The 25,876-nt window shown below is 36.9% G+C and carries 27 protein-coding genes and 1 pseudogene; 2 read left to right on the plus strand and 26 right to left on the minus strand.

Features of this window, described 5'->3' with window-relative positions; genetic code table 11:
• Window positions 1-287: 287 nt before the first annotated feature.
• From ACZ41W_RS07495 to ACZ41W_RS07595, 21 genes and pseudogenes are all read right to left on the minus strand, one after another.
• Window positions 288-1,064 carry a hypothetical protein gene (locus ACZ41W_RS07495; RefSeq protein ID WP_464314253.1) on the minus strand — a complete coding sequence of 259 codons (777 nt, stop codon included), beginning with the start codon at window positions 1,062-1,064 and terminating at the stop codon, window positions 288-290.
• Window positions 1,065-1,073: 9 nt separating this feature from the next.
• Window positions 1,074-1,826, minus strand: a complete 753-nt coding sequence (locus ACZ41W_RS07500) for a hypothetical protein (protein ID WP_464314254.1) — start codon at window positions 1,824-1,826, stop codon at window positions 1,074-1,076.
• A 66-nt stretch (window positions 1,827-1,892) separates the two neighbouring features.
• Window positions 1,893-1,961 (minus strand): annotated as a pseudogene (locus tag ACZ41W_RS07505) (hypothetical protein); the annotation flags it as partial.
• 154 nt (window positions 1,962-2,115) lie between these two features.
• Window positions 2,116-2,895 (minus strand): Imm49 family immunity protein, encoded by a 780-nt coding sequence (locus tag ACZ41W_RS07510; protein ID WP_464314255.1) that lies wholly within the window; start codon window positions 2,893-2,895, stop codon window positions 2,116-2,118.
• A gap of 12 nt (window positions 2,896-2,907) precedes the next feature.
• Complete coding sequence (locus tag ACZ41W_RS07515; protein WP_464314256.1) at window positions 2,908-4,080, minus strand: polymorphic toxin-type HINT domain-containing protein; 1,173 nt, start codon at window positions 4,078-4,080, stop codon at window positions 2,908-2,910.
• Window positions 4,081-4,392: 312 nt separating this feature from the next.
• Window positions 4,393-4,998 carry a hypothetical protein gene (locus ACZ41W_RS07520; RefSeq protein WP_464311377.1) on the minus strand — a complete coding sequence of 202 codons (606 nt, stop codon included), beginning with the start codon at window positions 4,996-4,998 and terminating at the stop codon, window positions 4,393-4,395.
• A gap of 150 nt (window positions 4,999-5,148) precedes the next feature.
• Window positions 5,149-5,757, minus strand: coding sequence for a hypothetical protein (locus tag ACZ41W_RS07525; protein ID WP_464311378.1), 609 nt, complete (start codon window positions 5,755-5,757; stop codon window positions 5,149-5,151).
• Between the two features lie 151 nt (window positions 5,758-5,908).
• Window positions 5,909-6,517 (minus strand): hypothetical protein, encoded by a 609-nt coding sequence (locus tag ACZ41W_RS07530; RefSeq protein ID WP_464311379.1) that lies wholly within the window; start codon window positions 6,515-6,517, stop codon window positions 5,909-5,911.
• Between the two features lie 200 nt (window positions 6,518-6,717).
• Entirely contained in the window at window positions 6,718-7,230 is a 513-nt protein-coding gene (locus ACZ41W_RS07535) for a hypothetical protein (protein ID WP_464311380.1), read from the minus strand.
• Between the two features lie 189 nt (window positions 7,231-7,419).
• Complete coding sequence (locus tag ACZ41W_RS07540) at window positions 7,420-7,647, minus strand: Imm74 family immunity protein (protein ID WP_464311381.1); 228 nt, start codon at window positions 7,645-7,647, stop codon at window positions 7,420-7,422.
• 62 nt (window positions 7,648-7,709) lie between these two features.
• A complete protein-coding gene (locus tag ACZ41W_RS07545) occupies window positions 7,710-8,504 on the minus strand; it encodes a radical SAM protein (RefSeq protein WP_464311382.1) in 795 nt (264 codons plus the stop codon).
• Window positions 8,505-8,730: 226 nt separating this feature from the next.
• Window positions 8,731-9,768, minus strand: a complete 1,038-nt coding sequence (locus ACZ41W_RS07550) for an AAA family ATPase (protein ID WP_464311383.1) — start codon at window positions 9,766-9,768, stop codon at window positions 8,731-8,733.
• Window positions 9,758-10,465, minus strand: a complete 708-nt coding sequence (gene pnuC, locus ACZ41W_RS07555) for a nicotinamide riboside transporter PnuC (protein ID WP_464311384.1) — start codon at window positions 10,463-10,465, stop codon at window positions 9,758-9,760. The genes ACZ41W_RS07550 and pnuC overlap by 11 nt, the downstream gene beginning before the upstream one ends.
• A complete protein-coding gene (locus ACZ41W_RS07560; protein WP_464311385.1) occupies window positions 10,440-11,156 on the minus strand; it encodes an NUDIX hydrolase in 717 nt (238 codons plus the stop codon). Before ACZ41W_RS07560 ends, pnuC begins: the two co-directional genes overlap by 26 nt.
• Window positions 11,157-11,406: 250 nt before the next feature.
• Window positions 11,407-13,344, minus strand: a complete 1,938-nt coding sequence (locus ACZ41W_RS07565; protein WP_464311386.1) for a CPBP family glutamic-type intramembrane protease — start codon at window positions 13,342-13,344, stop codon at window positions 11,407-11,409.
• Window positions 13,341-14,513, minus strand: a complete 1,173-nt coding sequence (locus ACZ41W_RS07570; RefSeq protein ID WP_464311387.1) for an ABC transporter permease — start codon at window positions 14,511-14,513, stop codon at window positions 13,341-13,343. Before ACZ41W_RS07570 ends, ACZ41W_RS07565 begins: the two co-directional genes overlap by 4 nt.
• A complete protein-coding gene (locus ACZ41W_RS07575; protein WP_464311388.1) occupies window positions 14,506-15,255 on the minus strand; it encodes an ABC transporter ATP-binding protein in 750 nt (249 codons plus the stop codon). The genes ACZ41W_RS07570 and ACZ41W_RS07575 overlap by 8 nt, the downstream gene beginning before the upstream one ends.
• Window positions 15,256-15,507: 252 nt before the next feature.
• Window positions 15,508-16,083, minus strand: a complete 576-nt coding sequence (locus ACZ41W_RS07580; protein WP_464311389.1) for a DUF2812 domain-containing protein — start codon at window positions 16,081-16,083, stop codon at window positions 15,508-15,510.
• A complete protein-coding gene (locus ACZ41W_RS07585) occupies window positions 16,080-16,409 on the minus strand; it encodes a PadR family transcriptional regulator (RefSeq protein ID WP_464311390.1) in 330 nt (109 codons plus the stop codon). Before ACZ41W_RS07585 ends, ACZ41W_RS07580 begins: the two co-directional genes overlap by 4 nt.
• Before the next feature lie 182 nt (window positions 16,410-16,591).
• Window positions 16,592-17,233 carry a hypothetical protein gene (locus ACZ41W_RS07590; protein ID WP_464311391.1) on the minus strand — a complete coding sequence of 214 codons (642 nt, stop codon included), beginning with the start codon at window positions 17,231-17,233 and terminating at the stop codon, window positions 16,592-16,594.
• Between the two features lie 73 nt (window positions 17,234-17,306).
• Window positions 17,307-19,382: an LTA synthase family protein gene (locus ACZ41W_RS07595; protein WP_464311392.1), complete on the minus strand. Its 2,076-nt coding sequence runs from the start codon at window positions 19,380-19,382 to the stop codon at window positions 17,307-17,309.
• Between the two features lie 198 nt (window positions 19,383-19,580).
• Between ACZ41W_RS07595 and ACZ41W_RS07600 the strand changes: the two genes are divergently transcribed.
• On the plus strand, window positions 19,581-20,477 hold the full coding sequence (locus tag ACZ41W_RS07600) for a nitroreductase family protein (protein ID WP_464311393.1): 897 nt from the start codon (window positions 19,581-19,583) through the stop codon (window positions 20,475-20,477).
• Between the two features lie 77 nt (window positions 20,478-20,554).
• On the opposite strand, the gene ACZ41W_RS07605 is transcribed toward ACZ41W_RS07600, so the two are convergent.
• The 4 genes from ACZ41W_RS07605 to ACZ41W_RS07620 all read right to left on the minus strand — a co-directional run bounded on the left by ACZ41W_RS07605 (window position 20,555) and on the right by ACZ41W_RS07620 (window position 24,690).
• On the minus strand, window positions 20,555-21,223 hold the full coding sequence (locus ACZ41W_RS07605; RefSeq protein ID WP_464311394.1) for a DUF6320 domain-containing protein: 669 nt from the start codon (window positions 21,221-21,223) through the stop codon (window positions 20,555-20,557).
• The gene (locus ACZ41W_RS07610) at window positions 21,210-22,490 is read right to left on the minus strand and encodes a hypothetical protein (protein ID WP_464311395.1); all 1,281 of its coding nucleotides are present in this window, start codon (window positions 22,488-22,490) and stop codon (window positions 21,210-21,212) included. Before ACZ41W_RS07610 ends, ACZ41W_RS07605 begins: the two co-directional genes overlap by 14 nt.
• Before the next feature lie 84 nt (window positions 22,491-22,574).
• Window positions 22,575-23,612 carry a lysylphosphatidylglycerol synthase transmembrane domain-containing protein gene (locus ACZ41W_RS07615; protein WP_464311396.1) on the minus strand — a complete coding sequence of 346 codons (1,038 nt, stop codon included), beginning with the start codon at window positions 23,610-23,612 and terminating at the stop codon, window positions 22,575-22,577.
• A complete protein-coding gene (locus ACZ41W_RS07620; RefSeq protein ID WP_464311397.1) occupies window positions 23,584-24,690 on the minus strand; it encodes a glycosyltransferase family 4 protein in 1,107 nt (368 codons plus the stop codon). Before ACZ41W_RS07620 ends, ACZ41W_RS07615 begins: the two co-directional genes overlap by 29 nt.
• Before the next feature lie 228 nt (window positions 24,691-24,918).
• Here ACZ41W_RS07620 and ACZ41W_RS07625 point away from each other — a divergent pair, with 228 nt between their 5' ends.
• Entirely contained in the window at window positions 24,919-25,368 is a 450-nt protein-coding gene (locus ACZ41W_RS07625; RefSeq protein ID WP_464311398.1) for a hypothetical protein, read from the plus strand.
• On the opposite strand, the gene thiW is transcribed toward ACZ41W_RS07625, so the two are convergent.
• Complete coding sequence (thiW, locus tag ACZ41W_RS07630; protein ID WP_464311399.1) at window positions 25,365-25,856, minus strand: energy coupling factor transporter S component ThiW; 492 nt, start codon at window positions 25,854-25,856, stop codon at window positions 25,365-25,367. The two genes, ACZ41W_RS07625 and thiW, sit on opposite strands and share 4 nt — an antisense overlap.
• Window positions 25,857-25,876 lie beyond the last annotated feature (20 nt).

Below are 25,876 nucleotides of genomic sequence, written 5' to 3' on the forward strand. Positions count from 1 at the left end.
GGAGATAATCCTTTTCAGTAGGGTGTTTTTCATACTATGGAATTAGATAGATTCTTGGTTTAAATATATCATACAAGATATAAAGCTCCCGCATTGTCCACTATGGGTTTGAGCCTTGATATTCGTACCGTACGTTTGAGTGTGAACAACAAATCAAAACGAGCCACCGACCATTATACCAAGCATCGACTTGATTTAATGACTGGTGGCTCATTTAGGTTAGTTCATTGAGTTACTGACTGTTTTGTGTAACAGATCGATTTGATTGATCACTCATGGCTAAATGCTTACTTTAAAAAATTTACCACTTCATAGCTGATATTTTCTGTTGGCATGATGATCTCTCTCGGCGCTAATGGATCGTCAAGGGTGATTTCGATGCCTTTCAATAGGGCTAGTTTGGCTAATGATAATGCTGGTACACAAATAAATTCCTCTGGTGTATTAAGGTTTGATTTGAATTTTTTGTATTCTTTAATCAATTGAATAAGCAACTCATTAACACCGGTATCTTTTTCTATAATTGCGATCAAGATATGTGCATAGAGTCTTATGAATTCTGAAATTTTCTTACTCAATACTAAATTCAAATGTTCTCTCGCCTCGTCGTATTTATCTTCTACGACATATTTGAGAGCATACCCCATGCTACATGTTATTTTATCTGTAGCTTCTTGATCCAACTTTCCTCGTCCACCCAAACTATTCGCAACGATTTTTATCATGTTTGGATTTTCTGACAGAATTGCATACCATAAATATCTTTTATTTACCATCGACAGAACCCCAGATCCTAAATCTTCTTTTCTCTGCTTATCATGCCATTCCGTAGATTTATAGCCGCAAAGTGCTGCACAATAGAATCGATTTTTCAATAGTGCAACATCTTTATTATGCAAATATCCAGATATCGCTAGTGATTTAAAACTGTTCGATCTACTCATGTAAAATCCACCTACATTGATTGGAAGTCCTTTTTTTTCAAAATTTTCAATATCTTCTTTGATACACTCTTGAAACGTATTAACTACTATATAAATATCTTTTAAATACTGTTTCCCCATATAGCCCTCCTATGGTAATATTTTAGACGTAACTTCTCCTGTATCTTTACTTATTCTGTCTAATACTAAAATCAAGCTACGTGTATCTTGTGCAGCTTCAACAATTCTTGCTACTTCCATATAATATTTATTATTAGTTGCTCGCATTCTATCAATTACATCTGTTACCCACTGCTGAGACATTTGTTTATATTTAATTCCATTTTTCTCATGAGTTTTAAGTTGCGCACTCCCATATTTAGACTCCACAATCCTTACAGACTCTACAGTTCCGTCATCTGCGTATTTGATATACACTTTATCAAACCCTTGGTTTCCAGGTAGGTGAACATCTCCTACATGGTGATATTCTGGGAAATTCAATTTATGGGTGACGTCTGATATGCCTTCGCCGAGATCCCCTTTGATACCATTAAATGTGTTTGTGTTTTTATTCTTAAATTTAACAGCGAGTTGCTTCATTTCATCTAATGAATATTTACCGGACTTAACGGCTGCTCGCATTTCGTTCAGCTTTGAAGGAATGACATTGCCTGCACTGTCAAATAATTCATCAAATTGAGCATCAAGTGACTTAACTGTTTTTACGACGACTTCATCCAGCTGCTTAATCTCAGCCTTAAATAAATCCGTACCGCCAGCCATTTCCTTGAGTTGTTCTTTGATGACTTTGGCTTCTTCTGCACTTATTTTACCACTCGCGATATCATCTAACAATGATTTGAACTGTGTCGCGTCTATTTTACCCGCATTATCCACCATGCTTTTGAGATTTGGATGAAGTTCCGCGCAACCTAAGTTGTGCGTTAGGAGGTTGCTTTCCCCTGCGAAATAATTGTGGTTGTCGGTTACTGAGAAATTGTAGATGGTCGTGTCTTCGGTGCTGGTGTGGACAATGCATCAAAAAAGCCACCCACCATTATACCAAGCATCGACTTGATTTAATGGCTGGTGGCTCATTTAGGTCTGTTGATTGTGTTACTGACTTCATTGTTTTACTGACTGCTTTTGTGTTACTGATTGATTTGATTGATCACTCATGGCTAAATGCTTACTTTAAAAAATTTACCACTTCATAGCTGATATTTTCTGTTGGCATGATGATCTCTCTCGGTGCTAATGGATCGTCAAGGGTGATTTCGATGCCTTTCATTAGGGCTAGTTTTGCTGTTGCTAGAACAACAATAGATATAAATTCATCCGGTGTATTTCGGATGGTTCTAGATTTCCTATGTTCATTTAGCATCTCAGCGAGTGAATTATTGACTTGATCTTGATCGTGATCAATGATTCCTTTTATTGCTTCGATATACCAATCAACATAATCCGACTTTTTCTTGTCTAATGCACGATCAATATGTTCTTGAGCTTGATCGTATTTGTCTTCAACGACATACTTAAGTATATACCCATGATGATAATATACTTTGTTAACGCCATCTGAATCTAGTTTACCTCTTCCACCCAATTTATTTGCATATCGCAAAACCAAGTCCATATTTTCTGAAATTATTGCATATTCTAAGCCATCCATTCTTATCATTGAAAGAACTCCCAATGGTAGTTCATTTGAATTTTCATTATCATACGCTTCCATTGACTTATAGCCACAAAGCGCTGCACAATAAAATCTATTTTTCATGAGAGCGACGTCTTTGTTTAATAAATACGTAAATAATGCAAATGTTTTAAATTGTCTTGCTCTAATTGACAAAAATCCCCCCACGTTAACTGGGAATCCATTCAAACTATAATTTTTTTCGTCTTCCTCAATATCTTTAGCATACATTTCGTATAATGTAGGTACTTTTTTCAAATAATCCTTACCCATTTCTCATGCTCCTTATGGCAATATTTTTGAAGTGATCTCGCCTGTATCTTTACTAATCACATCTAACACCCGAATCAAACTACGCGTTCCTATTGATGCATTTACAATATTCGCAATTTTTATATAATACGAATCTTGTGTTGCTCGCATTCTATCAGTTACATCTTCTACCCATTCTACAGACATTTGTGGAATTCGTCGTTTTTCTGCACCTCGCTCAATGTACCCAAGTTTTGAACTCCCATATTTCGATTCCACAATCCTTACAGATTCTACAGTTCCGTCGTCTGCGTATTTGATATACACATTATCAAACCCTTTGTTTCCAGGTAGGTGAATATCTCCTACATGGCGATACTCTGGGAATTTCAATTTGTGGGTGACGTCTGATATGCCTTCACCGAGATCCCCTTTGATGCCATTAAATGTGTTTGTGTTTTTATTCTTAAATTTAACAGCGAGTTGCTTCATTTCATCTAATGAATATTTACCGGACTTAACGGCTGCTCGCATTTCGTTCAGCTTTGAAGGAATGACATTGCCTGCACTGTCAAATAATTCATCAAATTGAGCATCAAGTGACTTAACTGTTTTTACGACGACTTCATCCAGCTGCTTAATCTCAGCCTTAAATAAATCCGTACCGCCAGCCATTTCCTTGAGTTGTTCTTTGATGACTTTGGCTTCTTCTGCACTTATTTTACCACTTGCGATATCATCTAACAACGATTTGAACTGCGTCCCGTCCACTTTTCCCGCATTATCCACCATGTTTTTGAGCCTTGGATGAATGTCGGCGCAGTTAATGTTGTGCGTTAAGAGATTGCTTTCCCCTGCGAAATAATTGTGGTTGTCGGTTACTGAGAAATTGTAGATGGTTGTGCCTTCGGTGCTGGTGTGGACAATGCTCTGAATTGCGATGCCATTTCCACCAGCATCCTTTAAAAGGTCGCTTTCTGATAAGTCCTTCGCCTCAATCCAGCCTTTGCCGACCACCCAGAATGGATGCTCCTCAGTGGCTGTGATCGCGCCTTGCGATGTGGTGATGGTGTATAGTTCGTCTTTGAATCCAACGTATGTGCCGTAAACTTCTTTTGGCTCTACTGCGCCTGTGGTTTCATTTACGGAGTATACGAGATCTCCCACTGCGATGGTCTCAACTGGTTTATAGCCGTCCGCTGTCATGATGCGTGTGCCTGCTACGAGGCAGCCTGAGCCGGCGAGTTTGTCGGTAAATTCGTCAAGTTGCTCGGCGATGTCGTCGGCTTTTTTGTCGAAGAATTGTAAAATGTCATCTTTCAGTCCATTTAATGCATTTTTGAACTTACTAAATTTTCCGACGAAAAAGATGTTGAGTGAGAATCAAGTAATTGAGCCATCAACCGTTCAACTTACTAGTCAAATGGTTAATGGCTCATGATCATACAAATCTTTTAATGCTCAGTCATCACGTTAAAAATTTTGACCTATAATTATTTATATGAGATTTCACTTTCACTACCACATATAATGATCTAAAAATCTATCATGCAGTTCGCTTTCAAATCCCAAATTTTTCGATAGTTTTTCAAACAACTGATCAAAATCTCTCAGTATATTTGCATAATTTCTTGTGACTATTGAAGCTGAGCAAAGATTATATTCTTTCACAATAACATTTCTATCATTTTTATCAATATAAACAACATCAAACAATTCATCGTTTTTCACCATACAGACGGCTTTATCTTTTTCTTCTAACAAACTAAAATGCTCTTCATTACAATATTTTAGGATGAGTGAATCAATCTTTTTAAAATCATTTTGACTTGCTGCTTCTTCATAGTCAGTACGATCTTTAAAATTATAATTTCGTTCGTAACTTTTATGGTATAAGACGATGAATAATCCATAGGCTACATTTTCTTCTTCAAATTCACCCTTCACATAAATATCATTTCTGTTTTGTTCACAAACCAAAAAGCGATTTTCTTTAAATTTTAATAGAATTTGAATTTCTGGATCTGCAGTTCCGTCTGATTGTTTACGACAAATTGATATTTCATCGTCACTTTTATAAATACAAATTTTTTCGTAATTTAAATAGTCTTCTATTTTAATCATTTGCGTTCTCCTAACTTTTTTGTTCGTTATCAACAGGTTTAAAGCCGTCCGCTGTCATGATGCGTGTGCCAGCTACGAAGTAATGCATTTTTGATAACACTATAAAATCCAATTGCGCTGAACATCAATTGGGTATTTCACAATTCCCCATTATTGCCACATATAATGTTCTAAAAAGCTATCATGCAAATCGCTTTCTAACCCTAAATCTTCTGATAATTTTTCAAATAATTGTTCAAAATCTCTTAATTTATTTGCGTAATTTCTTGTGACTGCAGATGCTAAGTAGAGGTTATATTCTTTTACAATAACCCTTCTATTATTTCCGTTAATATAAACAACATCAAACAGTTCATCATTTTTCAACATACAGACGGCTTTATCTTTTTCTTCTAACAAACTAAAATGCTCTTTATTACAATATTTTAGGATGAGTGAATCAATCTTTTTAAAATCTTTTTGACTTGCTGCTTCTTCATAGTCAGCATCATCTTTAAAATTATAATTTCGTTCGTAACTTTCATGGTATAAGGCGATGAATAATCCATAGGCTACATTTTCTTCTTCAAATTCACCCTTCACATAAATATCATTTCTGTTTTGTTCACAAACCAAAAAGCGATTTTCTTTAAATTTTAATAGAATTTGAATTTCTGGATCTGCAGTTCCGTCTGATTGTTTACGACAAATTGATATTTCATCGTCACTTTTATAAATACAAATTTTTTCGTAATCTAAATAGTCTTCTATATTAATCATTTGCGTTCTCCTAAATTAATGTGTTCTTTATCAACAGGTTTAAAGCCGTCCGCTGTCATGATGCGTGTGCCAGCTACGAAGTAATGCATTTTTGATAACACTATAAAATGCAATTGCGCTGAACATCAATTGGGTATTTCACAATTCCCCATTATTGCCACATATAATGTTCTAAAAAGCTATCATGCAAATCGCTTTCTAACCCTAAATCTTCTGATAATTTTATAAATAATTGTTCAAAATCTCTCAGTATATTTGCATAATTCCTTGTAACTACAGAAGCTGAGCAGAGGTCATAGTCTTTCACAATAACCCTTCTTTTATTTTGGTTAATATAAACAACATCAAACAGTTCATCATTTTTCAACATACAGACGGCTTTATCTTTTTCTTCTAACAAACTATAATGCTCTTCATTACAATATTTTCGGATGAGTGAATCTATCTTTTTAAAATCATTTTGACTTGCTGCTTCTTCATAGTCAGTACGATCTTTAAAATTATAATTTCGTTCGTATCTTTTATGACATAAAACAAGTATTAATCCGTATGCTACTGTTTCAGAATCAAATTCATTTCTAACATAAATATCATTTCTTCGTTTTTCACAAACAAAAAAACGATTATCTTTGATTATTAATACTACTCCTGTTTCTTGATCAGCCATCCCACAAGATAGCCTCTGACTTATGGCTATTTTATCAATCTCCTGAACAATCGCATATTTGTCATGACTTAAATAATCTTCCAATTTTATCATAATATATCTCCCTCAAAATCTTTAATTTTAATTATTTACAACAAATCATGTGAATTATTCGTTATTTGATCTTATTAATAAAAGGGCTTTCAAATAAATCACTTTTAACAAGTCAATTTTAGTACTCGGTAGAATTATTATTTCGAAATTATTAATTAAAGCTTGTAGTATTTCTAAGTTTATGTATTTTCTATAAACCCTTAATCTGAAAAATCCGTTTCCGCTTTATTAACATCACATAGCGATTCAAATACTCTCTCCCTAATTCTTTCTGGGTTAATTTCGTTCTTTAAATCCTTAACTTGTTTATAATACGCATCTACAATAATTGGCTTTTCAATTATGTCATTTAAAATATTTTTAGAAAAGTATATTAAATCCATTAAATTTGAAGTTCTCGTGACCATATGCATTTTTTGGAAGTCTTCAAATGTTCTAATCGCTGACTCAGCTATTAATAGCTTAGAAAATGAATCCAACCGACCAATTATACTTATTACACCTGTAAATAGTGGTTCAAGGTAATCCCGCATGTTATATTGACTGATTTTAGATAAAATACTATCTGTTAATTTAGAAACGCTATAACAACTTGTACCTATATTTTGAAGGTTTTTTAGTTCGTCATTGAACATCTCTTTCACCCAAATTAACTCCAGTTCTTTTGGAACATTAAACGACTTATACTCTTCATATGTGTCATCACGAGACATAAAAAAATGGCTTCCATTATGCTGTATGAAATTATTTTTGCCTGATCGAATTCATTTGACATTTAATATTCTCCTTAGCGTTATTGTTTTTATTTGCTGTCGCACATCGCTATAAGTACCTTAGAACGCATATTTTGATTTACAAATATCCAAACAAAACACTCTGTACTCTTTAGCAAGGTCGTTATATCACTCAAACACAACTTTAAACTCTTTATTTCTACAGTACTTATTGACTTCTTCAACAATTTTATCTCTAATTTCAAGGTTAAAAACTTCGCTTTGATAGGGTTCTTTCCAATATTTCATAGAACTTTTGAGTGCAGAAAAACCACCAACTACGAGTTCCCCTGTCGCCTTTACAACTTTACCTTCAAATTCTATTTTCACATACGTTGAAGTACCTGTAATATTCATAAATATCCACCTCATTTTTTATCCATTTAATAATTGCCATTTTACATATTTCTATTTTTCGATTAAATAAATTTATTATATACTTGGGTGCAATGACAATCGGAACACCATTTTGACAATTTTGTTTCCCTATCTTTTCTAAATGCTTTCTCAACATTCTCAACATCAGCAGCGTTTTGTATATTTTTCAAGTCATACATGTACTCATATGTTGTATAACTACATGGACTTATGTATCCATTTTCATTGATGAACCAAAACCAACTTCCAGGATGACACTCACTAATTTCGATTTTTTGATTCTCAGTAGATGCTTTTATCCTTTTTTCATAAGACTCACCACCATGTATAATTAATCCAGACTTTAAAAATTTTGTTTTGATCTTTTCAAAATTAGTATAGAACTCATCTACCTGTTGTTTCTCGAATCTATTTTCCGGATAAAACTCAGGTCTATCAAAACCACCTAGTTGATTAAATGTTAATTCATTCACGCCTAAATCAAGTATTTTTTGGCAAAATTGTTCAAAATATTCTATGTTATTTCTCAGAAGAATCGTATTGACCTTAATTACAAGATTGCTCCCACGTTCTTTTTTTCTTTCACTTAACGTAGAAATGTTTTTCGTTACTTTTTCAAAATGCCCCTTTAAATTTCTTGCCATATCATTACATTCATCAAATCCGTCCAAACTTATAACTATTTCATCAAAATAATCTAAAACACACTCTTGGATTTCTATTGAATCTAACAATAATCCGTTAGTCGTTGTGCTGACTTTTATATCAAAATCTTTTTTTAGTTTTTTTGATAATTTAATAATAGGTTCCCATAGAAAAGGCTCCCCCCAATCCAACTCACTAATATTTCTTGATTGTTGAGTCTTTTATATTCACCTAAAATATTAATAAAATTCGTAATATTTTCTTCATTAGCAGAATCTCTCTTTCGATCCACTTCATTACTATATGAACAAAACAAACAATTCATATTGCAGTTTTGTGTAATTCTCCAAACGATTACGCGCGCATCACTCATCATTAGCCCTCACTTTATAATGTTAATATACATAATTTCATCATCTACCACTGTGTCGTTATTCCCAAGTCCTTCTCAATTAATTGTTTCGCTTCATTAAATCTCGACAAGTAATCTCCTGAAATAGAGTAGTACTTCAAGTTGTTTTCATTAAGTAGCGTTTTAATCTGTTCGCTATACTTCCAGCGATCGGAAGCTATTTCTTCATTTCTGGTACCATCCTGAACAAATTCTACTGTAGGTTCTAAAAACAAAATTAGATCAAATGAATTGATTTTATTGATTGCATCGGATAACAAACTTAAATCCTGTATCTCATCTTCATTCTTTAATAAAAATTGAGCATAAAATTTAGTTGTAAGAGAATCAGTATCTATAAAGAGAATTTTGTTACTTTCTTTAAGCGCTTCTATTTCATTTTTTTTATGCTTGATGAGTATTTCAACTAAATCATCTTTAGTTAAAAATTCTTCATTTCCAGCCATCTCTGTGATATCCCTACCAATTTCACTTACATAATTCGTGTTATATGCCAATGCCAAATTTTGAGTTAATGTAGACTTTCCGGTACTTTCACTTCCAACAATCAATACTTTTTTTACATAATAAGATCTACAGATCTGAGGAATATAAGCCCAGTGATCATAGACCCACTTTCTAATATTCGTGGAGCTTATAGGGACTTCATTTCGATCGAAATAAACCACTTCACTATCAGGTGAGTACAAATTTTCAAACCGATTTGTCCCTAAGTAATCACTTCCGCAAAACACAGCATCAATCGGCTTTCTAATCGCATTTTTTATATCCAATGCACCCTTTTCCCAAAAGTAATCCGTATTATAATCCTCTTTGTTGATGGCTTTATCCTCAATCATGATAATTTTTATATGACTTACATGTTTAAAACTATTATAAATCCAACGATATCTCAATTCTTTTGATGTACTTTCTCGCCCTTCACACCAACTTATAACTACATATAATTCCGTGCACATGGATGCAGCTCGAATGATATCGTGTATGTGTCCAATATGTAAAGGATCAAAAGATCCTCCATACATGCCAATTTTATACTTCATATCTAAACTCCTTGTGACTTTCTTTATGCCATTTCCAGAACATAATAATGGCATTAATCAAATAAATGCTCCACATCAATAAGGTCGCGACATCTGAGCCACCATTGATATAATCTACTAACCACATGTATACAGTGATCACATCAATAACAATCCAAAGCACCCACTGCTCCATAAGCCTCTTTACACTTAAGATCATCGCCAACACACTAAGACAAGTTGACATACTATCTATATAAGGTAGGTTTCCTCCCATTTTTTTCAGCACAGTTCCGTAAATAAATACACTTATTATTGAAATAATTGCAACCATTACTTCCTTTTTTATACTAAGCCTTGCTTTAATCACTTCTTTTGCTTCTTGGTCTATATGTTTTTTCCACATTGACCATCCCACAAATTGCATCGGTAAATAATAAAGACTATTGAGCATCACTTCGCCATAATATCTTGCTTCGAATGCGATCCACGCATACAATATTGTATTTATAGCGCCAAACAAATAACAACTCATTTTCCCTTTTCCTGTTAATATGACGCACAGAACTCCTGTAACACCAGCTGCTATTCCTCTAAAATTATCCCCCCAATACAAAGATAAAGTTACCATTACACTTATTGAAAAGAGTAACCATATTATCTCCCAAGCCTTCCATCCAAATATCTCATCCTTAATAAAACCCTTTATGCGATTCATCGTCCGTCTCCTTTAATGTATACAATTTACTTGGTCTATGTGCATCCCCTTCCGTTTTCTTATCTGTTTCTTTTACAAGAGGCATGATTTTTTTTCTGAAGTTTGCCTTGTATAAACGCTTTCCAAGAAGGATTTCATACACAGTTTGAAGGGCTGGCAATGAAAATTCCTCACCTACAAACTCAAATGCAATTTTTGTATATTCCACTTTATTTTTAATTCTTTCTAGTGCATATTTGAGCATCTCAAGATGATCAAATGCGAGTTTTTCTTTTTCATCAATCATTCTGTTTACAGGCAATAACGACACTTCCAGAACTTTGTTACCGTTTATCAGTTTAAGTTGTTCACTTGATACAAGCGCTAAATAGGATATCGAGATGATTCTCATTCGAGGATCGCGATTAATATCGCCCCATGTGAATAATTGTTCTAAATAGACATCGCAGATTCCAACCTTTTCTTCAATTGCTCGACGTGCAGCCATCTCCAACGTTTCATCCATTTTAACAAAAACGCCCGGTAAAGCTAAACACCCTGCAAAAGGCATCTCTTTACGTTTAACTAAAACGATTTTCAGTTCATCGTTTTCAATTGTGAAAATAAGAATATCCACCGTCACAGATGGTTTTTCATAATCATTTTTATTGTAAGTACTTATAAAGTTCTGTTCTTCGTTGCTATCAAACATATCTAAACACCTCCGTAAATAAGTAGCAAAAGTATACTATCTAACTTGATGATAGTATACTTTTGCTACTATGTCAATACTGTTCATCCTTTTTTTTACTACAATTGGATTAAATAATCCATTTGTCCTCTCAAAATAACACAAAATAAAACGATGGCACTCATCACAAGCGCCATCGTTTCTCAAATCTAGTTAAAATCTAACTTCCATTTTAATCCTTATATTTATCCTTATTTGTTCTTATTTCCCCTTATCCCCTAACCTTTTTTCCTTTAACCATTCTCGAATATCCCGCTAATAGTGCCAATGCCACTACGAGAACGATTGCCAGTTGCCATGTTGTTGGCATGAAGTCAGCTGGTAAGAACATCGCCAAGCTGTTATTGAGCACATGAAAGACGATGGATGGCAAAAGTGAGCCGGATTGGATGGCCATCGCACCAAATGCAAGTCCTAACGCAAATGTTGGAACAAGGCGGACTAAATCCAGATGCACAACTGAGAAGATCAGCGCTGTAACGATGATGGCACCTTTTTTGCCCATGGATTTTTCAAGTGGTCTGAGTGCAAATCCTCTAAACAAGACCTCTTCACAAATCCCCGGTGTCAATGCGATAAACACGAATTGTAACCACATCGGCCATTGTGATAACTGTTCTTCAAGCCCTGCAAGTGTTGGCGCTTCCGAGATGTGTGGCATGATGACATTTTGATAAATTAACGATATCGCAAATGCACTCACCCACATCAAACCACCAAGTACAAAACTGTTGAGTTTTGGTAGTTTCAAACCAAACGACTTTTTAAAGTCTGCTTTTAGGAACCAAATTAAGAACACTGGTATCGCTAAAAACGCGCCAAGTTGATTGATGTAAAAAATCGTCTCTGACTTGAGTTTCATCGGTAGCAACAAGCTTAAATTCACATATAAAATGATGATAATAGAAATAATCATAAAGACGTCGATGCTCTCAAGTAGCGTTCTCTTTTCAATGTTTTTGCGTCTTAGTTTAAATGAGAATTCCTTGCCTGAACCAAAGAGAATTTTTTCAGTGGCAAAGACTTTAAACATAAAGCCTAAACTAAAGATTGCAAGGAGCAAGTTCACCACAAATGTGATGGTAAAGTACGAGAAGTTAACTTGATTCATCAAGGCATTTCTCAGCATAATCGTCGAATTTAAAATCGGAATCATGCTCAGTGTGGTACTCATCTCGATTCCCGGTGTTGTTCCAGCGTATGCAGGAAGCATAAAGAGGAATACAAGCGGTGTTGAATATGCGCCTGCTTCTTTATATGTGCTGGCAAACATCCCCACTGCGATACAGAGCCCCGAACCAATAAATAAAAGTGGTAATAGTACCATAAATACATTGAACATCAAAAGTGGTGTCATGGTGATGCCAAGTGTCGAAGCATCCATGAAAAGTGGAATCATCAGTGCAAGTCCAATAATCACAAGTGCAGTTGACACTACGGAAAACAAGATACAGGCAAATAGTTTGCCTAAAATCATCTCAATTCGCGTAATTGGAACCGATAAAAGTGTCTCAAGTGTTTCCGATTCCTTCTCTGTCGTCGTGAGTTCAAATGCAAAGTTGAGAATCATCAATAGAACATATAAAACAAGGAACAACGGGATGAAATTACTTGCCGAACGGCTGGCAACTTCAACTTGGCTCGCTTTGTCTTCAATCGTGATTTTGTTGATATCGAGTTGCTCCCAAGTCAAATGAACCGATTGAATCAATTTTTCTTGTTCTTGCATTTTAAACTCAGAGATGATTTCTCCCACGCGTTTTGATGCTCTTTGACCTGAAGTTCGTCCAAAGTCATATTTGAGCTTAAACTGATGTGACTCTCCGCTATTTTCATAATATAAAACAGCATCAATGGTCTGATCTTCAACCGCTTTCTCAAAGTCCTTGATTTGGGCAGAATCCTGAATATCAATGACATCTGAATCGCTTAGTAGTGCATCAAACGCCTCTGGAAGTTGCCCTTCTACACAGATGATACTCGCTGTCTCTTGAACTGATTTTTCTGTACTTTGAGAAAAGTAATTAAATCCCATCAAAATAAGCGGCATAAGGAAGAACGGCGCAATGAGTCCAATCAAAATACGTTTATTTCTAAGAAGTGATCTCGATTCTTTTTCTATGATTTTTAGAATTTTTTTGTAATTCATTTCGCGTCACCTCCGAAAATCACACGATCATTTGCAAATACTTTGTTCATAAATACAATCGCCAATATCGCAATACCTGAATTTACAAGTAATGTCTGAAGAATTGGCATCAACTTGTAGCTGCCCAAAATCGCTTCTCTCATCACAAGCGTCGTGTTTGTAATCGGTAAAAATAAGATGCCCGTGCTCATTTCAAGATCTGGAATCATGAAGATATATGTGAGCACCATCATCCCGATAAGTGCAAACGATGCAAAGGATTGTGATTCTTGATACGTTCTTGCAAACATCCCGATACCGATAAAGATTGCACTGCTTAAAATCATAATCGGAATCAGTTGTAGTAATATAAAGAATACTAGTCCTACTGATATATTGATCTCTACACCACTCACTTGGCTTGATACCACAAGTGCAATTGGGAGTAATGATAAGATATTAATAAGGCCACTGATGAGACCAACTGTTGAACATGCTAGGAGTTTTCCTGTGATGATCTCGTATCGTTTAATTGGCACAGAGAAGATCGTCTCTAGTGTAAAACGCTCTTTTTCACCCGCACTCAAATCAGAGGACAACACATTGGTTCCCAAAATTCCGTAAAGTACGATTATGAGCGGAAGCACCATGCCAATGACCATGCTGATGATTCTTGAAAGTTCTTCACCCTTCATATTTTCTTCGGTTACCTGAACAACGGATGTAAATGCTTCATCGATGTTGTACGATTTGAGCATCATCATCTTTTCATTCTCTGAATACGTCTCAAACGTCGATTCAAGAAGGGATTTTAAACGGCCACTGGATTCAAAACTCGAATGATACGTGATCTCAAATGTGGTCTGTTCACCTTCGATACTTGCCGAAAGATAACCATCCACCGCTTCAAAATCAAGCGCGTCTATCTCGGATTGTGCCAATGTTTTCTGTTCAATTTCAAGATTTTTCTCTTTTTCTAGTAGCGACACAAATCCCGGTGCAACTGTATCACTCACCATTATACGCATCATTTTTTCTTCATTTTTCGAATTCACGACATTCATCATCCCCATGAGGAAAACCAGAATCACTGGATAGATGAGTATCGGGATAAACAACGTAATCAGCGCCTTTTTATCTCTAAAAAAGGTCCGCAGTTCCTTTTTAAATATTGCCAATATTTTATTCATTTGCCATCGCCTCGCTATCAATGTAGTGTAAGAAAATGTCACGAATATTTTGTTTGCCAGTTTTCAAGCGCATCTCTTCCATTGTACCCGAATCGACGATTTTGCCTTTGTGAATCAGTCCGATTCGGTCACATAGGGCATCTGCTTCTTCCATGTAATGCGTCGAGAAGATTATGGTTTTGCCATTTTTCTTTTCATTGATGATAAAATCAATGATCGCGCGCGATGTTAAAATATCCAGTCCTAAAGTCGGTTCATCTAGTATGTAAACTTCAGGGTCGTGGATGAGACATCTAGCGATGGATGTTTTCTGTACTTGACCAGTTGAAAGCTTTTCAACTACTTTGTCTTTAAATGAATTCATGTCCAGTGCATTGAGGATCCGTTCAATTCTTTTCTCAAGTTCTTTCTTTTCAATTCCGTATAAATTTCCAAAGAAACGCATGGTTTCAACTGGTGTGAGCTTTTTATAAAGTTTTGTATTGCCCGAAAGGAATCCGATGGATTGTTTCACTTGTTCTGGCTGCGTAAGTACGTCATAACCGTTAATCGTGATACTGCCTTCTGTCGGCGTCATGATGGTAGACATCATTCTTAAAAGTGTCGTTTTTCCTGCGCCATTTGGGCCCAAAAGACCATAGATTTCGCCTTTTTCAATATGGGTTGACACGTTGTTCACTGCGTATATGTCCCCTAATTTTTTATCGCGAAATACTTTTGATACATTGTTAATTTTGATCATATTGTCCTCCTTAAGAATCTTGTCGTTAATAGTGTAAATGGTTTCTGTCCAGCTTGCATGAGAATCCTATTAAAATTGTCTGAGTTTCATCGTCGTAAAGCTCATGACCACAATTGCTACTAAATCGAGACTGCCCACGATTCGAACTAGCGTGTCTGACGTGTTCACCCCTATCCAGCGCAAACTAAAAATGATTAAGCTCATGAATACGACGGCTAAACTGATATTGCGTATTGTCCGGATTTTTTTATTTTATTCATGGATGATATGCCTCTTTTGATATTCGCGGATGCGTCTTCTTAGCGGGTGATTCATCTGTAAAAGACTAAGTCCGATTAAGCCAAGTCCTGTTGCAAGTCCTAAATTGAAAAATGGCGAGATACTGATGTAGATCCCACGTTGACTGGACATATACAAGTTAATTATGCCAACGACTAAATTCAATAGTGCTGCGAATAGTTCCAGATAGATTAGTCCTTTCCAAAATTTATATACTCGCGTCAAATGCATAATTTTCGATTCTGTATCGGTGTAGATTTCAAATGGTTCATCTGTTTTTTCCCGTCTAAAATACGCCCATCTCATGTATGTCGAGATACAATCAATGCCACTTTCCTCTAAAAACCGAAAGTAGGCAATGCTTTCTGGATGTGTCGGCGCATGGTCGAGTAATTCGATGCGGTACTCGTACTTATTGTTCGGCGTTTCATCAAAGACATATCGACACCAACTGTAGCTCGTCATCGAAAAGCCTTTCGATGCCATCTCGTTGATCCATTCTTCTTCTTTCATGAAATTCCAGTATGGTTTCCAAATCACATGTCTCATGCTTTCACCCCCATGACGATGTTTTTGCCATTTTTGAGTAGTTCGTCTAGTCGTTCAATTTCACCGTCCACAGCTTGTTTGCCAAGCGAGGTGATGACGTATTCTTTTTTTCTCGAATCTTTATCTCCATCCACACTTCGAATCCAGTTCTTTTCTAGTAATGTATTAATGGCTCCGTATAACGTGCCCGCTCCAAGCGTTACGCGGTCATGACTGAGTTCTTTGACATTTTGCATGATGCCGTATCCATGCATAGGTTCGAATAATGATAAAAGTATGTAATACACACCTTCTGTCAGAGCCACTCGATCTAATCCTTCGCCCATTTAAGCACCTCCTAACTTTTATTTTGTTATCGGTTGACGTTATATCGCCTACCGTTATATCGTCTACTGTAATCACATTATATCGCCAGCCGTTATACTTGTCAACGATATATTTGTCGCCGATATAGTTTTTTCATAAAATGCGCAAAAAAATACACTTCTTTTAAACGAAGTGTACTTTATTAGTTCAGTTGTGTATTGGGATTTAGAATGCTGTTTTGTAGGTTTGCCTCTGTTTCAGATATTGAATCCAGCTCATCCCCTACGTTTGGATCTACTTCTACATTCGGTTCAACCTCTATGTCCGTTTCATCTTCTATGTCCAGTTCATCCTCTATGTCCGTTTCATCTTCTACGTCCAGTTCATCTTCTATGTCCGGTTTATCCACTGGTTTCATTTTATTCCACTGATCCCATCCATTTGCACTGATGCTCAGTTGGTCGCCATCTTCAGTTTCTTCATAAATTGCCAGTTGAAACTGATTGTATGCGTCTAACGTACTTGGCAACTTCTTCGCTTCAGCATAGGAGAGTTCCGCTCTGCTTGGCTTTTTCTGAACGCTTGAGTTCTTAGAAGGTTGTTCTGTCCGAGGATTTGATTGAACATCACCTGATTGAAGCCCTGTCTGGATTCTTGACTGAATCTTCGCCTCAGTAGGCTGTGGCTGCATCTCAGAAAGTGAAGAGGCAGCTCTATTTGAAGTGCTCGCTTGTGTTGACTGCGTCACTATTTTATAGGGATTATTGACTTCATTTGATCGATTGGATACGTATGCCGAAATTCTATTGAGATTTCTCGGGTCAAACAATCTCATGTCCAACATGGAGATCAACTCCTTTAGGGTATAAGCACATAAAATCACTTATTGTAAAGATACCCATTTTCAACGAAACGAATCACTTATTTAACTGTTTAGTTATTATGTCATAGTAATTTTCGTCGAGGATCTTTGCCGAAAAATAAAACATGGATTTTACGTACTCCGTCATCTTTTCACGGTAGGTTTCCAGTTGCTCTTCTGGCAAGTCGACAAAGGGTTCGAATACCTTCTCTGCGGTATTCCACTTTCCAACGTCTGTGATGTAGCTATAATTACTAAAGACGACCAAGGCAGGCGAATCTGAGAACAAATCGCGCCCCATAAGCAATCTCGAATCATATGGAAGCCCTAATAAGTTAGACAAGGTTGGCATAATATCTAAACTCGAACCGTATTTTTCAACGGTTTGTGGTTCCATATTAGGTGTATATAAGATAAATGCATTGTGATACAGTTCAAAATTTGGGTCGATGGGTTGACCTGCGAGTTCTTCCATTTCTTCTAACTTCAATCCATATGGATAGTGATCTGCCCCGATGGCGATAAGTGTTTTATCTGCAACACCGGCTTTTTCCAGCTCTTCTAGTAAGTAGGCAACGGCTCTATCCAGTTCGATTTGTGCCGCGAGATATCCTTTGACATTTTCTGAATAGGGCAAATCTTTTACGAGGTCAAAATGCTTGGCTGTCATGCTATTGGAATCCACTTCATAATGCATATGTCCGCTCACGGTCATATAATACGCGTGAAAATGTTCTGCGTTTATATAGTCCGGAATGGAGACTTTCATCATTTCACTGTCGGACTCTGGCCATATATCTTCAACGACGAGGCCATTGCCGACCCCTTTGTAATCATATCCCATGTTGGGATGTGATAGATGGCGGTTATAATACGTGTACGTGTGGTTATGATACGCATTGGTTTGATATCCTTCTTTACGAAGTTGATTGCCCAGTGCAAATGCCATATTGTTTTCGCTAGATTGACTAAAGCTCCATACGCCATTTTTAGGAATCAATCCCGTGTTTGCTACATATTCCCCATCTGAGGTACTCACACCCCAAAGTGGCGTGTAAAAATTGGGAAAGTAATAGCCTTCGTGCGCCATTTTGTAAAGTGTTGGTGTTAATTCTGGATCGATGGCTAAATGCGAGAATGCTTCTGCTGTTATAAAGATTAGATTGTAGTCTTTGTAAATTCCTGTATAGGCATTTGTTTTCGAAGGTTCCACTTCTTTAAAGTATTGGTGCATGGACAACAGGATGTCATCTTCTTCTTCGCGAATCAGTGCATCGAAGTCAATTGGAAGCACTTGATCTTTGACTGTTTGGGAATTCGTCTCTGTCACAGTACCACTTACACCCGAATTTGAATGGCTTTGCCCATTTGCGCCAGCGGCTGAGGCAGTTGAGTTATCTTTTGATTCTTCTTCGAGTTCTAGGACATCGGTTGGATTCTGTGCCGCTTCTTCGATGTCATCGATTTTCATCTTCCAGCCAAATAAGTAACGCTGGGCGTCGATGCGCATATAGCTCAGGAGGCCCAGGTTGCTGACGGAAAATTCCGGGCAGTTGATTTGATAATACACCGAATATGGGGAGTTTTCGCTTCGTTCCCAAAGGTGTAAGATGCCGATGGTGGATAAGTGAACGCCCACCGCAACAATCGGCAATAACAGCCATTTTCTTTGATCCAGTGGTTCAATTTGGACGCCCTTTTTGTATATGTGCAGCGCTCCAACCAGCGGTATGTACATTACGAGTGCAGGCAGTAGATTTTTGAGAAAGCCTAAAAATGCCATGCCGGCAAATTCCAGTGTTTTTCCTGCGTTTTCAAGTGAATAAAATGTATAAAAAGTCGTCATCATCTTATAGAAAATGAGTTGGCTCATAAAAATCGTACAAAATACGAGGATGGTAAAGAAAAAGAGGCGTTTACGTCTTGCGTCATTGCGGATTTTCAGCGTTAGAAAGCCGGCGATGCACACGGCAACGGTGTCAAAAAGCGAGGCAAATAGTACACTATTGGTCCAAATGGTGCCCCATATAAAAAGCCGCATGGTCATCTCACAGGTAAATACTGTGAGCCATAAGTATAAAAGTGGGTGTTTTTGTAAAGTTGTCTTAAAGGTCTGAATCGTCTGTTTCACAAGGTTTCCCCCTTGAACTATTTTTCTGTGGATTGGCAGATACACTGCGACCTCCATTATATCATAGTTTGTCATCCCTTTTAAGTTTGTATGTTCATTTAAGTTTCTCTGTATTTTTCTCTATATTCATGATTTTTCTGGGTAAGTATGAGTTAAGCCCATTTATTGCGCTTGAGAATACCAGTTTTGGAGGTGCCTATGGACACATTACAATTAATAGGAAAACGACAATCTGTTCGGGAATATAAGAAAAAGAAATTTGGCGAGCAAGATAAAAAATTTCTCAATGTCCTCTTTTTAGAAAAACCCATCCTAAAAGGGGATCAATCCATTGAGTTTGTGTTTATCGATCACGGTTGGGAAGCGGCTGAAAAGCTCGTGGGTAAAGCAGGATACTTTGGTAAAATGATTCAAGCACCACATTATTATGCCGTGCTCTGTCATTCGGGTGCTTCTTATTACAAAATTGCCGGTTATCAAGGTGAATGGTTTGTCCTTAAGGCGATCCAGGAAAATCTTGGCACATGCTGGATTCGAGTAGATGATCAATTGGCTGCAAAAGAGATTTTAGGCATTAAGAGCGATAAAGAACTTGTCGCACTCATTGCCATTGGTTACCCAAAAAAAGATCATCAGCAGTCACAGCTTTTTTCTGCGACACATAAGAGCAGTTTGTCGACTTTGACAGATTTAGGATATCCCAATATTAGCACATACGATCCAAAGGTGTGTGAAGATTTTAGAAAACCGATTACGGACTTTGTTTATGTTCAGAAGTTCGGCAATACAACGACTCTTGAAGAACTCGAACAGCTCGGATTTCACGAGGCTCTCTTTTACATGCGCGTTGCACCTTCGTACGAAAACCGTCAACCATGGATTTTTGTCATTAAAGAAAAAGAAATCGACCTCTTAATTGAAGTCGATTCTAAGATTACACCTGTGATTGAAGGGCTTGATGCGGGTATTGCGATGCTCTATTTTGAAATTGGCATGCACGCATCGGGTATTAAAGGTTCTTGGGACTTTAACGAATCTCATTCAGAACTTGATATGCCAGAAAATTATAAGTTAGCTGGTCGGTATATCTTCTGATGACTTGTCCTGATATGATGGTGATCTTACTGTGATGATTTTCTTACTGTGATGATTTTTTTACTGTGAGGGTTTCTCTATATATGAAACCGTCTAATCAGTTCGTCTTTCACTGTTTTATCTTTAAATATAATCGTTCCTACGATTATGGCCGCTGAGAGACCGATGCTGATATAGCTAAATAGTGGTCTCGTCACGACGCCATTTAAGATCATGATAACTGGGATCAACCCAATAACCGTCATAACAATTTGATAAATCATGTATTCACGCCACGCCATGCGATTGATGAGCATCAAGATAAAAATCGCAATATTGGCGAGTATATACAGTTGTGGGATCACGTAGTTGACGGACCACCCTCTAAATCCAATCATTTGATCGATTAAAAAGAGAAAAATGGACGCTGAGATGGCCTGCACCAATATCTTGGACGCCATATGCACGTTGTTTTTAATGGCGTGATATAGAACGGTCCAACTATAGAGTACAGCGCCTATTGAGAGAACCGACCACATGATGCCTTCATTAAATTTAAAATCGACGATAATCGACGTGATGACGATCAAAACAGATACAAATGTAAAGATTTTTTTGACAAAATTGTATTCTACTTGTATGTCATCCAGTTCGGGATAGCGCTTTTCGTGAACGTGGTCGTCCAACGCTTCAAGTGGCGCTTCGCAGATTGGACAGCGGTTCATATCGTCTTTGATCTTTATTTTACACTGGTTACAATACTTCATAAAACGCTCCATTGCTTTCAATAGTCACTTCAAGACCATCGCTCGAAAGTTTTCTTAAGAAGATTTTTTGAACATCTGTATGAACCAATTGGGAAGACAGTGTCACCACGAGTTTGTCTTCGTAGGAACATATCGCACATTTCATCGGATCGTTCGCGGAGGTATTCATCAGAAGCTCAAAATAATCCACTTCATCTTTATATGGCTCAGGCATCTCGATTTTTCCGACGTTGGACATGGTGCTGGTGTAAGATTGAACGGATTTGAGATGAATCCATTTAACAAAATGATTTTTTAGTGCCAATGGGAAGATTCTCGTCACAAGGTTTTGTCGCATAGATACTTCATGTGACAATACATTTTGCATTTTTTCCTTTGTAATCTCCGATCTAAACTGTTGTTTTACGATTTGAGCAAGCTCGTTGAAATCATATCGGTTTTGATGCGTGTCGACGCGAACTGCTATGTGTGAAAAGAAGTTCATATTCGTCGTGGATTCAAAAAATCGCCTCAAATTCACTGGCGATGCAATGTGAATCGGCTTCTTCGTCAATTGATCCACTTGATGACTTTGATAGATGGACCAAATATAGACGCTCATCAAATACTCCGTTAGAGTCAATTCATAGGATTTGCTCACTTTTAGTGCTTCTTCTACACTTAAAAAAGTATGAATCACACCGATTTTATAGGCCGGAATCAATTTGCCTCGCATGCGCAATGCTTTAGGCAATTTTTCCGGCTTTGTAGATTTTTTGAGAGAATATTTTACATAGCTATCTTCAAGTTCTGAATGCACTTTGAGTCGAACTTGTTCTTTCATGACCACAGTTCCATCGAGAAGCTGTAAATAATTAGTGGTCAATGCTTTTAAAAAATTGGTCGCGCCAGTTCCATCTGTTATGGCATGAAACACTTCAAGGCTAATTCGATTTTTATAGTAAAAAACACGCATCAGAAGATGGTTCTTATTTTTCGTATCGATGTAAAAACAGGGTCTTAATGATTCTTCTTGAACCTTTGGCACGACATTTACAGGTTCAAAATAATACCAAAAAAAGCCGCGTCGTATCCTAAAGTTAAAGTTTCCAAAATTTGGAAGCGTAAGCGCTAAGGCATTCTGTAAAACTTCAGGAAGAACTGGCTTTTTTAATTGAACAGACAATCTAAAAACATTGCTAAAATTTTTATGTGAAATTAATGGAAATACGTTCGCAGCATTGTCTAGGCGGTGCCACGATGGCAATTTCTGTGTGCTTTTTTTCAAAACCAATCCTCCTTTCGATATTTTTAAGGACTCATTAAATATGATTTAGATGATTGGCTCAATTATACCATAAATTGCGTCTTCTTACGACTGATTCTCTAATAAAGGCTTTTGATCATATCTACTTCCAGCCATTACAACCGTACCTCCAACAAAAAGCGGCAAATAGTACGTACATAGACGCCAGATAAGCAACGCAGCAACGACAATATTGGATGGGAAAAACATTTGATATACGAGGTAAAAACTACCTTCTGCACCTAATGCAGCTCCTGGGAGCGGTATAAACGCCGTGACCATAGAGACAAATGCAGCTGCACCAATCATATATAGAATCGAAAGATGTGGGAGTTGAAACCCATAACCAATGACAAGCGGAATTGAAAAATAAAACGTATGTTGAATCAACGTATAGAAGACGATGCTCATCCAAGTCCGGAAGGTTTCCTTTGACTTTCGCATTTGTTCATGGAAAACAGTCATTTGCTTCAATGTTTTCGTACAAAAACGGTTCATTTTTTTATTTTTAAAACGCCTTCTTACAAAACGCGACAAGCGAATCATCATGCCTTTCGTCAATTTGTAGTTCCATCCGATTAAGACCAATGCCATGATAACGATGACGTTCAGTGCAAATCCAATGAGGCCTAAGTACGTAAAATTTGGAATGTGTGATAGGAAAAACTTTGCTCCAAATACGATGACCATAAGGGTATACACCACAAGTACGGCCTGATACACGATAAATTTTTTGGTAAGCACCGAGGCGCCTTCACCAACAGACACCTCATTTTTGTGGAGCATATAAAGCTGCATCGGTTGACCACCAGATGCAAATGGTGTGACGTTGTTAAAAAATTGCCCTGCAAGCGTGATGCGTACGGATTCCTTGAAACTGAGTGAACTGTCCGTGTGATGGATCAGTTTATGCAAAATGATGGATTCTAATAACCAATAGCTCACCATGCACCCCATCGCCATCAAGATAAATGTTGGTTTAATTTGATGAATGGCCTTTACGAGCTGATCGAGTTTATCATTTGACATTAAAAAAGCAAATACAATCACTAAGCTCACAATTGGAAACAGCCCTTTAATTATACGCTTGTGATTTTTTTTCATAACTGCCTCGACTTTCATAGTCTAAGAGTGCTTCATAATAGGTGTCCCACATGCTGCCTACCGAATCTCTTTCATAAAATAAACTGCCTTTTTCAGATTGATTTGCCCAATCCCTGTAAAAATCTTCATCGTTCGCTAATTTTTTGATGAGAATCTCAAAGGTATCGTTGTCGTTGGCTTTTAAGTAATAGTCAAATAAGATATCTTCATATAGTTCTAAATCCCGTAACACCATGGGAAGCTTTACGTTCATCGATTCCAAAATCGTCATTGGAAAGAGTTCGCTATACGATGGCAAAAACATCACATCCGCCGTATTGTAAAGTGCGTTCATCTCACTTCTTTCAACAATGCCTACAAATTTGACGTTCTTTGGTGGATTTTTAACGACTTCATTGAGCGCTTCAAATCCATCCGTAATTTTTCCAAATGAAAAGCCACCTGCCCATAAGAACTTAATATTAGGACACTTCTCTGCCACTTTGACAAAATCCAAAATGCCTTTTCTCGTTTGAACTTGTCCAACACCCAATACGACAAATTCATCTTCACCGATGTCATATTTCTTTCTTAGCTTCCTCTTCTCATCACTTGATACACGATGAAACTGTTCTTTTGAAACAAAATTTGGAATATATGTTACCTTATCTCTGGGAAAACCAAGGGCTTCTAGCTTATCAATAAACACTGGATTCACCGTTACGAGCGTGTCCATAGTTTTGTAAAATTCTATAATATACCAGTAGAAAATTCTCTTCATCCAATTTGGTAGCTTGATACTCCCTTCTACTGTCTCTGGTATAAAATGCACCGAACCCACGCGTACAGTATGTTTTCTATGAAGAAGTGCGTGGAGATAAAATCTAAAATTAATGGAGTGATAATGTGTAATTTCACCCGCTTTAAACGTATTAATTCTAAAATCAAACTGATCATCTAATCTCTCTGTGACCAATGCAAGTTGTTCAAGATAAGCTGCACCAACGCCTTGGCCTTTCACTTTATCCGCGAGGGACATGACAGTGAGTGTCGGTTTTTTGATGTTATGAAAATACGCTTTTACATTTTTAATATTCATATTTATTACCTAATTGACCTTTCACATTATTTGGTCATCATCCATTGTCATTATAACCACGAAAAGTTAAGTTTTAATTAAAATAAACTTAATTTGAGATGAACATTTCATTTTATTTTACTGTCATAAAAGTGATAAATTTCTGAAGTCTAATCAAACTTTAATGAAACTATTTTATAATAAGTTACGTCTAATAAAAAGACACCTTAATTTGCCTGGAGGTAACTTATGTATAAATGGAAATGGAAACTAAAATCGAATCATACCGTGTTGCTTTCATTTGGACTTCTGCTCTTTTTAGTGTATACCTATTGGACGCTCATATCAGAAGAATCCTTTCAAACTCATTATATCGTGAATGTTTACGAGAATCAATTTTCAAATCCCTTCCATGCAAATAACAGCGAACAACAGATTGAAACAGCCAATACGCAAACAGTTAAATGGACAAACGAAGAACCAACCCCTCCTTTAGCACATGGTAAAAAGACCAAAAAAATTACAGGCGTTTTTCAACAACAACTCGACCATGAACGCATCGAAGTAAAAGTCAATCAACAACCTGTCATTTTTATTTGTTCTCAGTCACTGGCTGATGTATCTGCTGGAGCCGAACTTGAACTGATTTATTTTGTGAACTCAAAAGGTCAATTTGAAGTGGTGGAATTGTTGCATTAACCTCGCGTACTTTGCCCTTTCAAGATTGGGGTAGTGAGTAACATTTGATAGAATGCGAGCGCAATCAAAGCTCCTATCGCACTGCTTAGTGCAAAAGCCAAGTAAAACAGATGACTGTTTGCAAAGCTTCCATTGAGTATGAGCACCCCTACTGACGCACCGATGAGTCCCGTACCAAAAACCTCACCTAGAAATGCACTCATAGAATTTTTAAATTTAGTATACATAACCCCCGCGATGAGAGCGCCAAATAGACTTCCTGGAAATGCTAATATCGTTCCAGTTCCCATGAGATTTCTCAGTAGTGATATACAAAATGCATTGCCTACGGCATAAAAAGGACCTAGTAAAATCGCCGACAGCACATTGATGAGATGTTGAATTGGGAATGCTTTGATGGGACCGATTGGGATATGAAGCACTCCCGCACTGATCGTTCCTATTGCGATAAATAGTCCTGATAAGACCATCTTACGTGTTGATTTCATCGGATTAATTTCCTCCTAAA

The sequence above is a fragment of the Fusibacter fontis genome, assembly GCF_055378735.1.

Bases quoted from the DNA above. Each gene is read 5' to 3' on its own strand.
- ACZ41W_RS07585 (WP_464311390.1), bottom strand. From the start codon at position 16,409: ATGGGCGAAGGATTAGATCGAGTGGCTCTGACAGAAGGTGTGTATTAC.
- ACZ41W_RS07575 (WP_464311388.1), bottom strand. From the start codon at position 15,255: ATGATCAAAATTAACAATGTATCAAAAGTATTTCGCGATAAAAAATTA.
- ACZ41W_RS07590 (WP_464311391.1), bottom strand. From the start codon at position 17,233: ATGTTGGACATGAGATTGTTTGACCCGAGAAATCTCAATAGAATTTCG.
- ACZ41W_RS07625 (WP_464311398.1), top strand. From the start codon at position 24,919: ATGTATAAATGGAAATGGAAACTAAAATCGAATCATACCGTGTTGCTT.
- ACZ41W_RS07525 (WP_464311378.1), bottom strand. From the start codon at position 5,757: ATGATTAATATAGAAGACTATTTAGATTACGAAAAAATTTGTATTTAT.
- ACZ41W_RS07515 (WP_464314256.1), bottom strand. From the start codon at position 4,080: ATGACAGCGGACGGCTATAAACCAGTTGAGACCATCGCAGTGGGAGAT.
- ACZ41W_RS07500 (WP_464314254.1), bottom strand. From the start codon at position 1,826: ATGGTGGATAATGCGGGTAAAATAGACGCGACACAGTTCAAATCATTG.
- ACZ41W_RS07520 (WP_464311377.1), bottom strand. From the start codon at position 4,998: ATGATTAAAATAGAAGACTATTTAAATTACGAAAAAATTTGTATTTAT.
- ACZ41W_RS07615 (WP_464311396.1), bottom strand. From the start codon at position 23,612: ATGAAAAAAAATCACAAGCGTATAATTAAAGGGCTGTTTCCAATTGTG.
- ACZ41W_RS07535 (WP_464311380.1), bottom strand. From the start codon at position 7,230: ATGTCTCGTGATGACACATATGAAGAGTATAAGTCGTTTAATGTTCCA.
- ACZ41W_RS07620 (WP_464311397.1), bottom strand. From the start codon at position 24,690: ATGAATATTAAAAATGTAAAAGCGTATTTTCATAACATCAAAAAACCG.
- ACZ41W_RS07565 (WP_464311386.1), bottom strand. From the start codon at position 13,344: ATGAATTACAAAAAAATTCTAAAAATCATAGAAAAAGAATCGAGATCA.
- ACZ41W_RS07530 (WP_464311379.1), bottom strand. From the start codon at position 6,517: ATGATAAAATTGGAAGATTATTTAAGTCATGACAAATATGCGATTGTT.
- ACZ41W_RS07570 (WP_464311387.1), bottom strand. From the start codon at position 14,513: ATGAATAAAATATTGGCAATATTTAAAAAGGAACTGCGGACCTTTTTT.
- ACZ41W_RS07600 (WP_464311393.1), top strand. From the start codon at position 19,581: ATGGACACATTACAATTAATAGGAAAACGACAATCTGTTCGGGAATAT.
- ACZ41W_RS07605 (WP_464311394.1), bottom strand. From the start codon at position 21,223: ATGAAGTATTGTAACCAGTGTAAAATAAAGATCAAAGACGATATGAAC.
- ACZ41W_RS07540 (WP_464311381.1), bottom strand. From the start codon at position 7,647: ATGAATATTACAGGTACTTCAACGTATGTGAAAATAGAATTTGAAGGT.
- ACZ41W_RS07510 (WP_464314255.1), bottom strand. From the start codon at position 2,895: ATGGGTAAGGATTATTTGAAAAAAGTACCTACATTATACGAAATGTAT.
- ACZ41W_RS07495 (WP_464314253.1), bottom strand. From the start codon at position 1,064: ATGGGGAAACAGTATTTAAAAGATATTTATATAGTAGTTAATACGTTT.
- ACZ41W_RS07580 (WP_464311389.1), bottom strand. From the start codon at position 16,083: ATGAGACATGTGATTTGGAAACCATACTGGAATTTCATGAAAGAAGAA.
- thiW (WP_464311399.1), bottom strand. From the start codon at position 25,856: ATGAAATCAACACGTAAGATGGTCTTATCAGGACTATTTATCGCAATA.
- ACZ41W_RS07550 (WP_464311383.1), bottom strand. From the start codon at position 9,768: ATGAAGTATAAAATTGGCATGTATGGAGGATCTTTTGATCCTTTACAT.
- pnuC (WP_464311384.1), bottom strand. From the start codon at position 10,465: ATGAATCGCATAAAGGGTTTTATTAAGGATGAGATATTTGGATGGAAG.
- ACZ41W_RS07560 (WP_464311385.1), bottom strand. From the start codon at position 11,156: ATGTTTGATAGCAACGAAGAACAGAACTTTATAAGTACTTACAATAAA.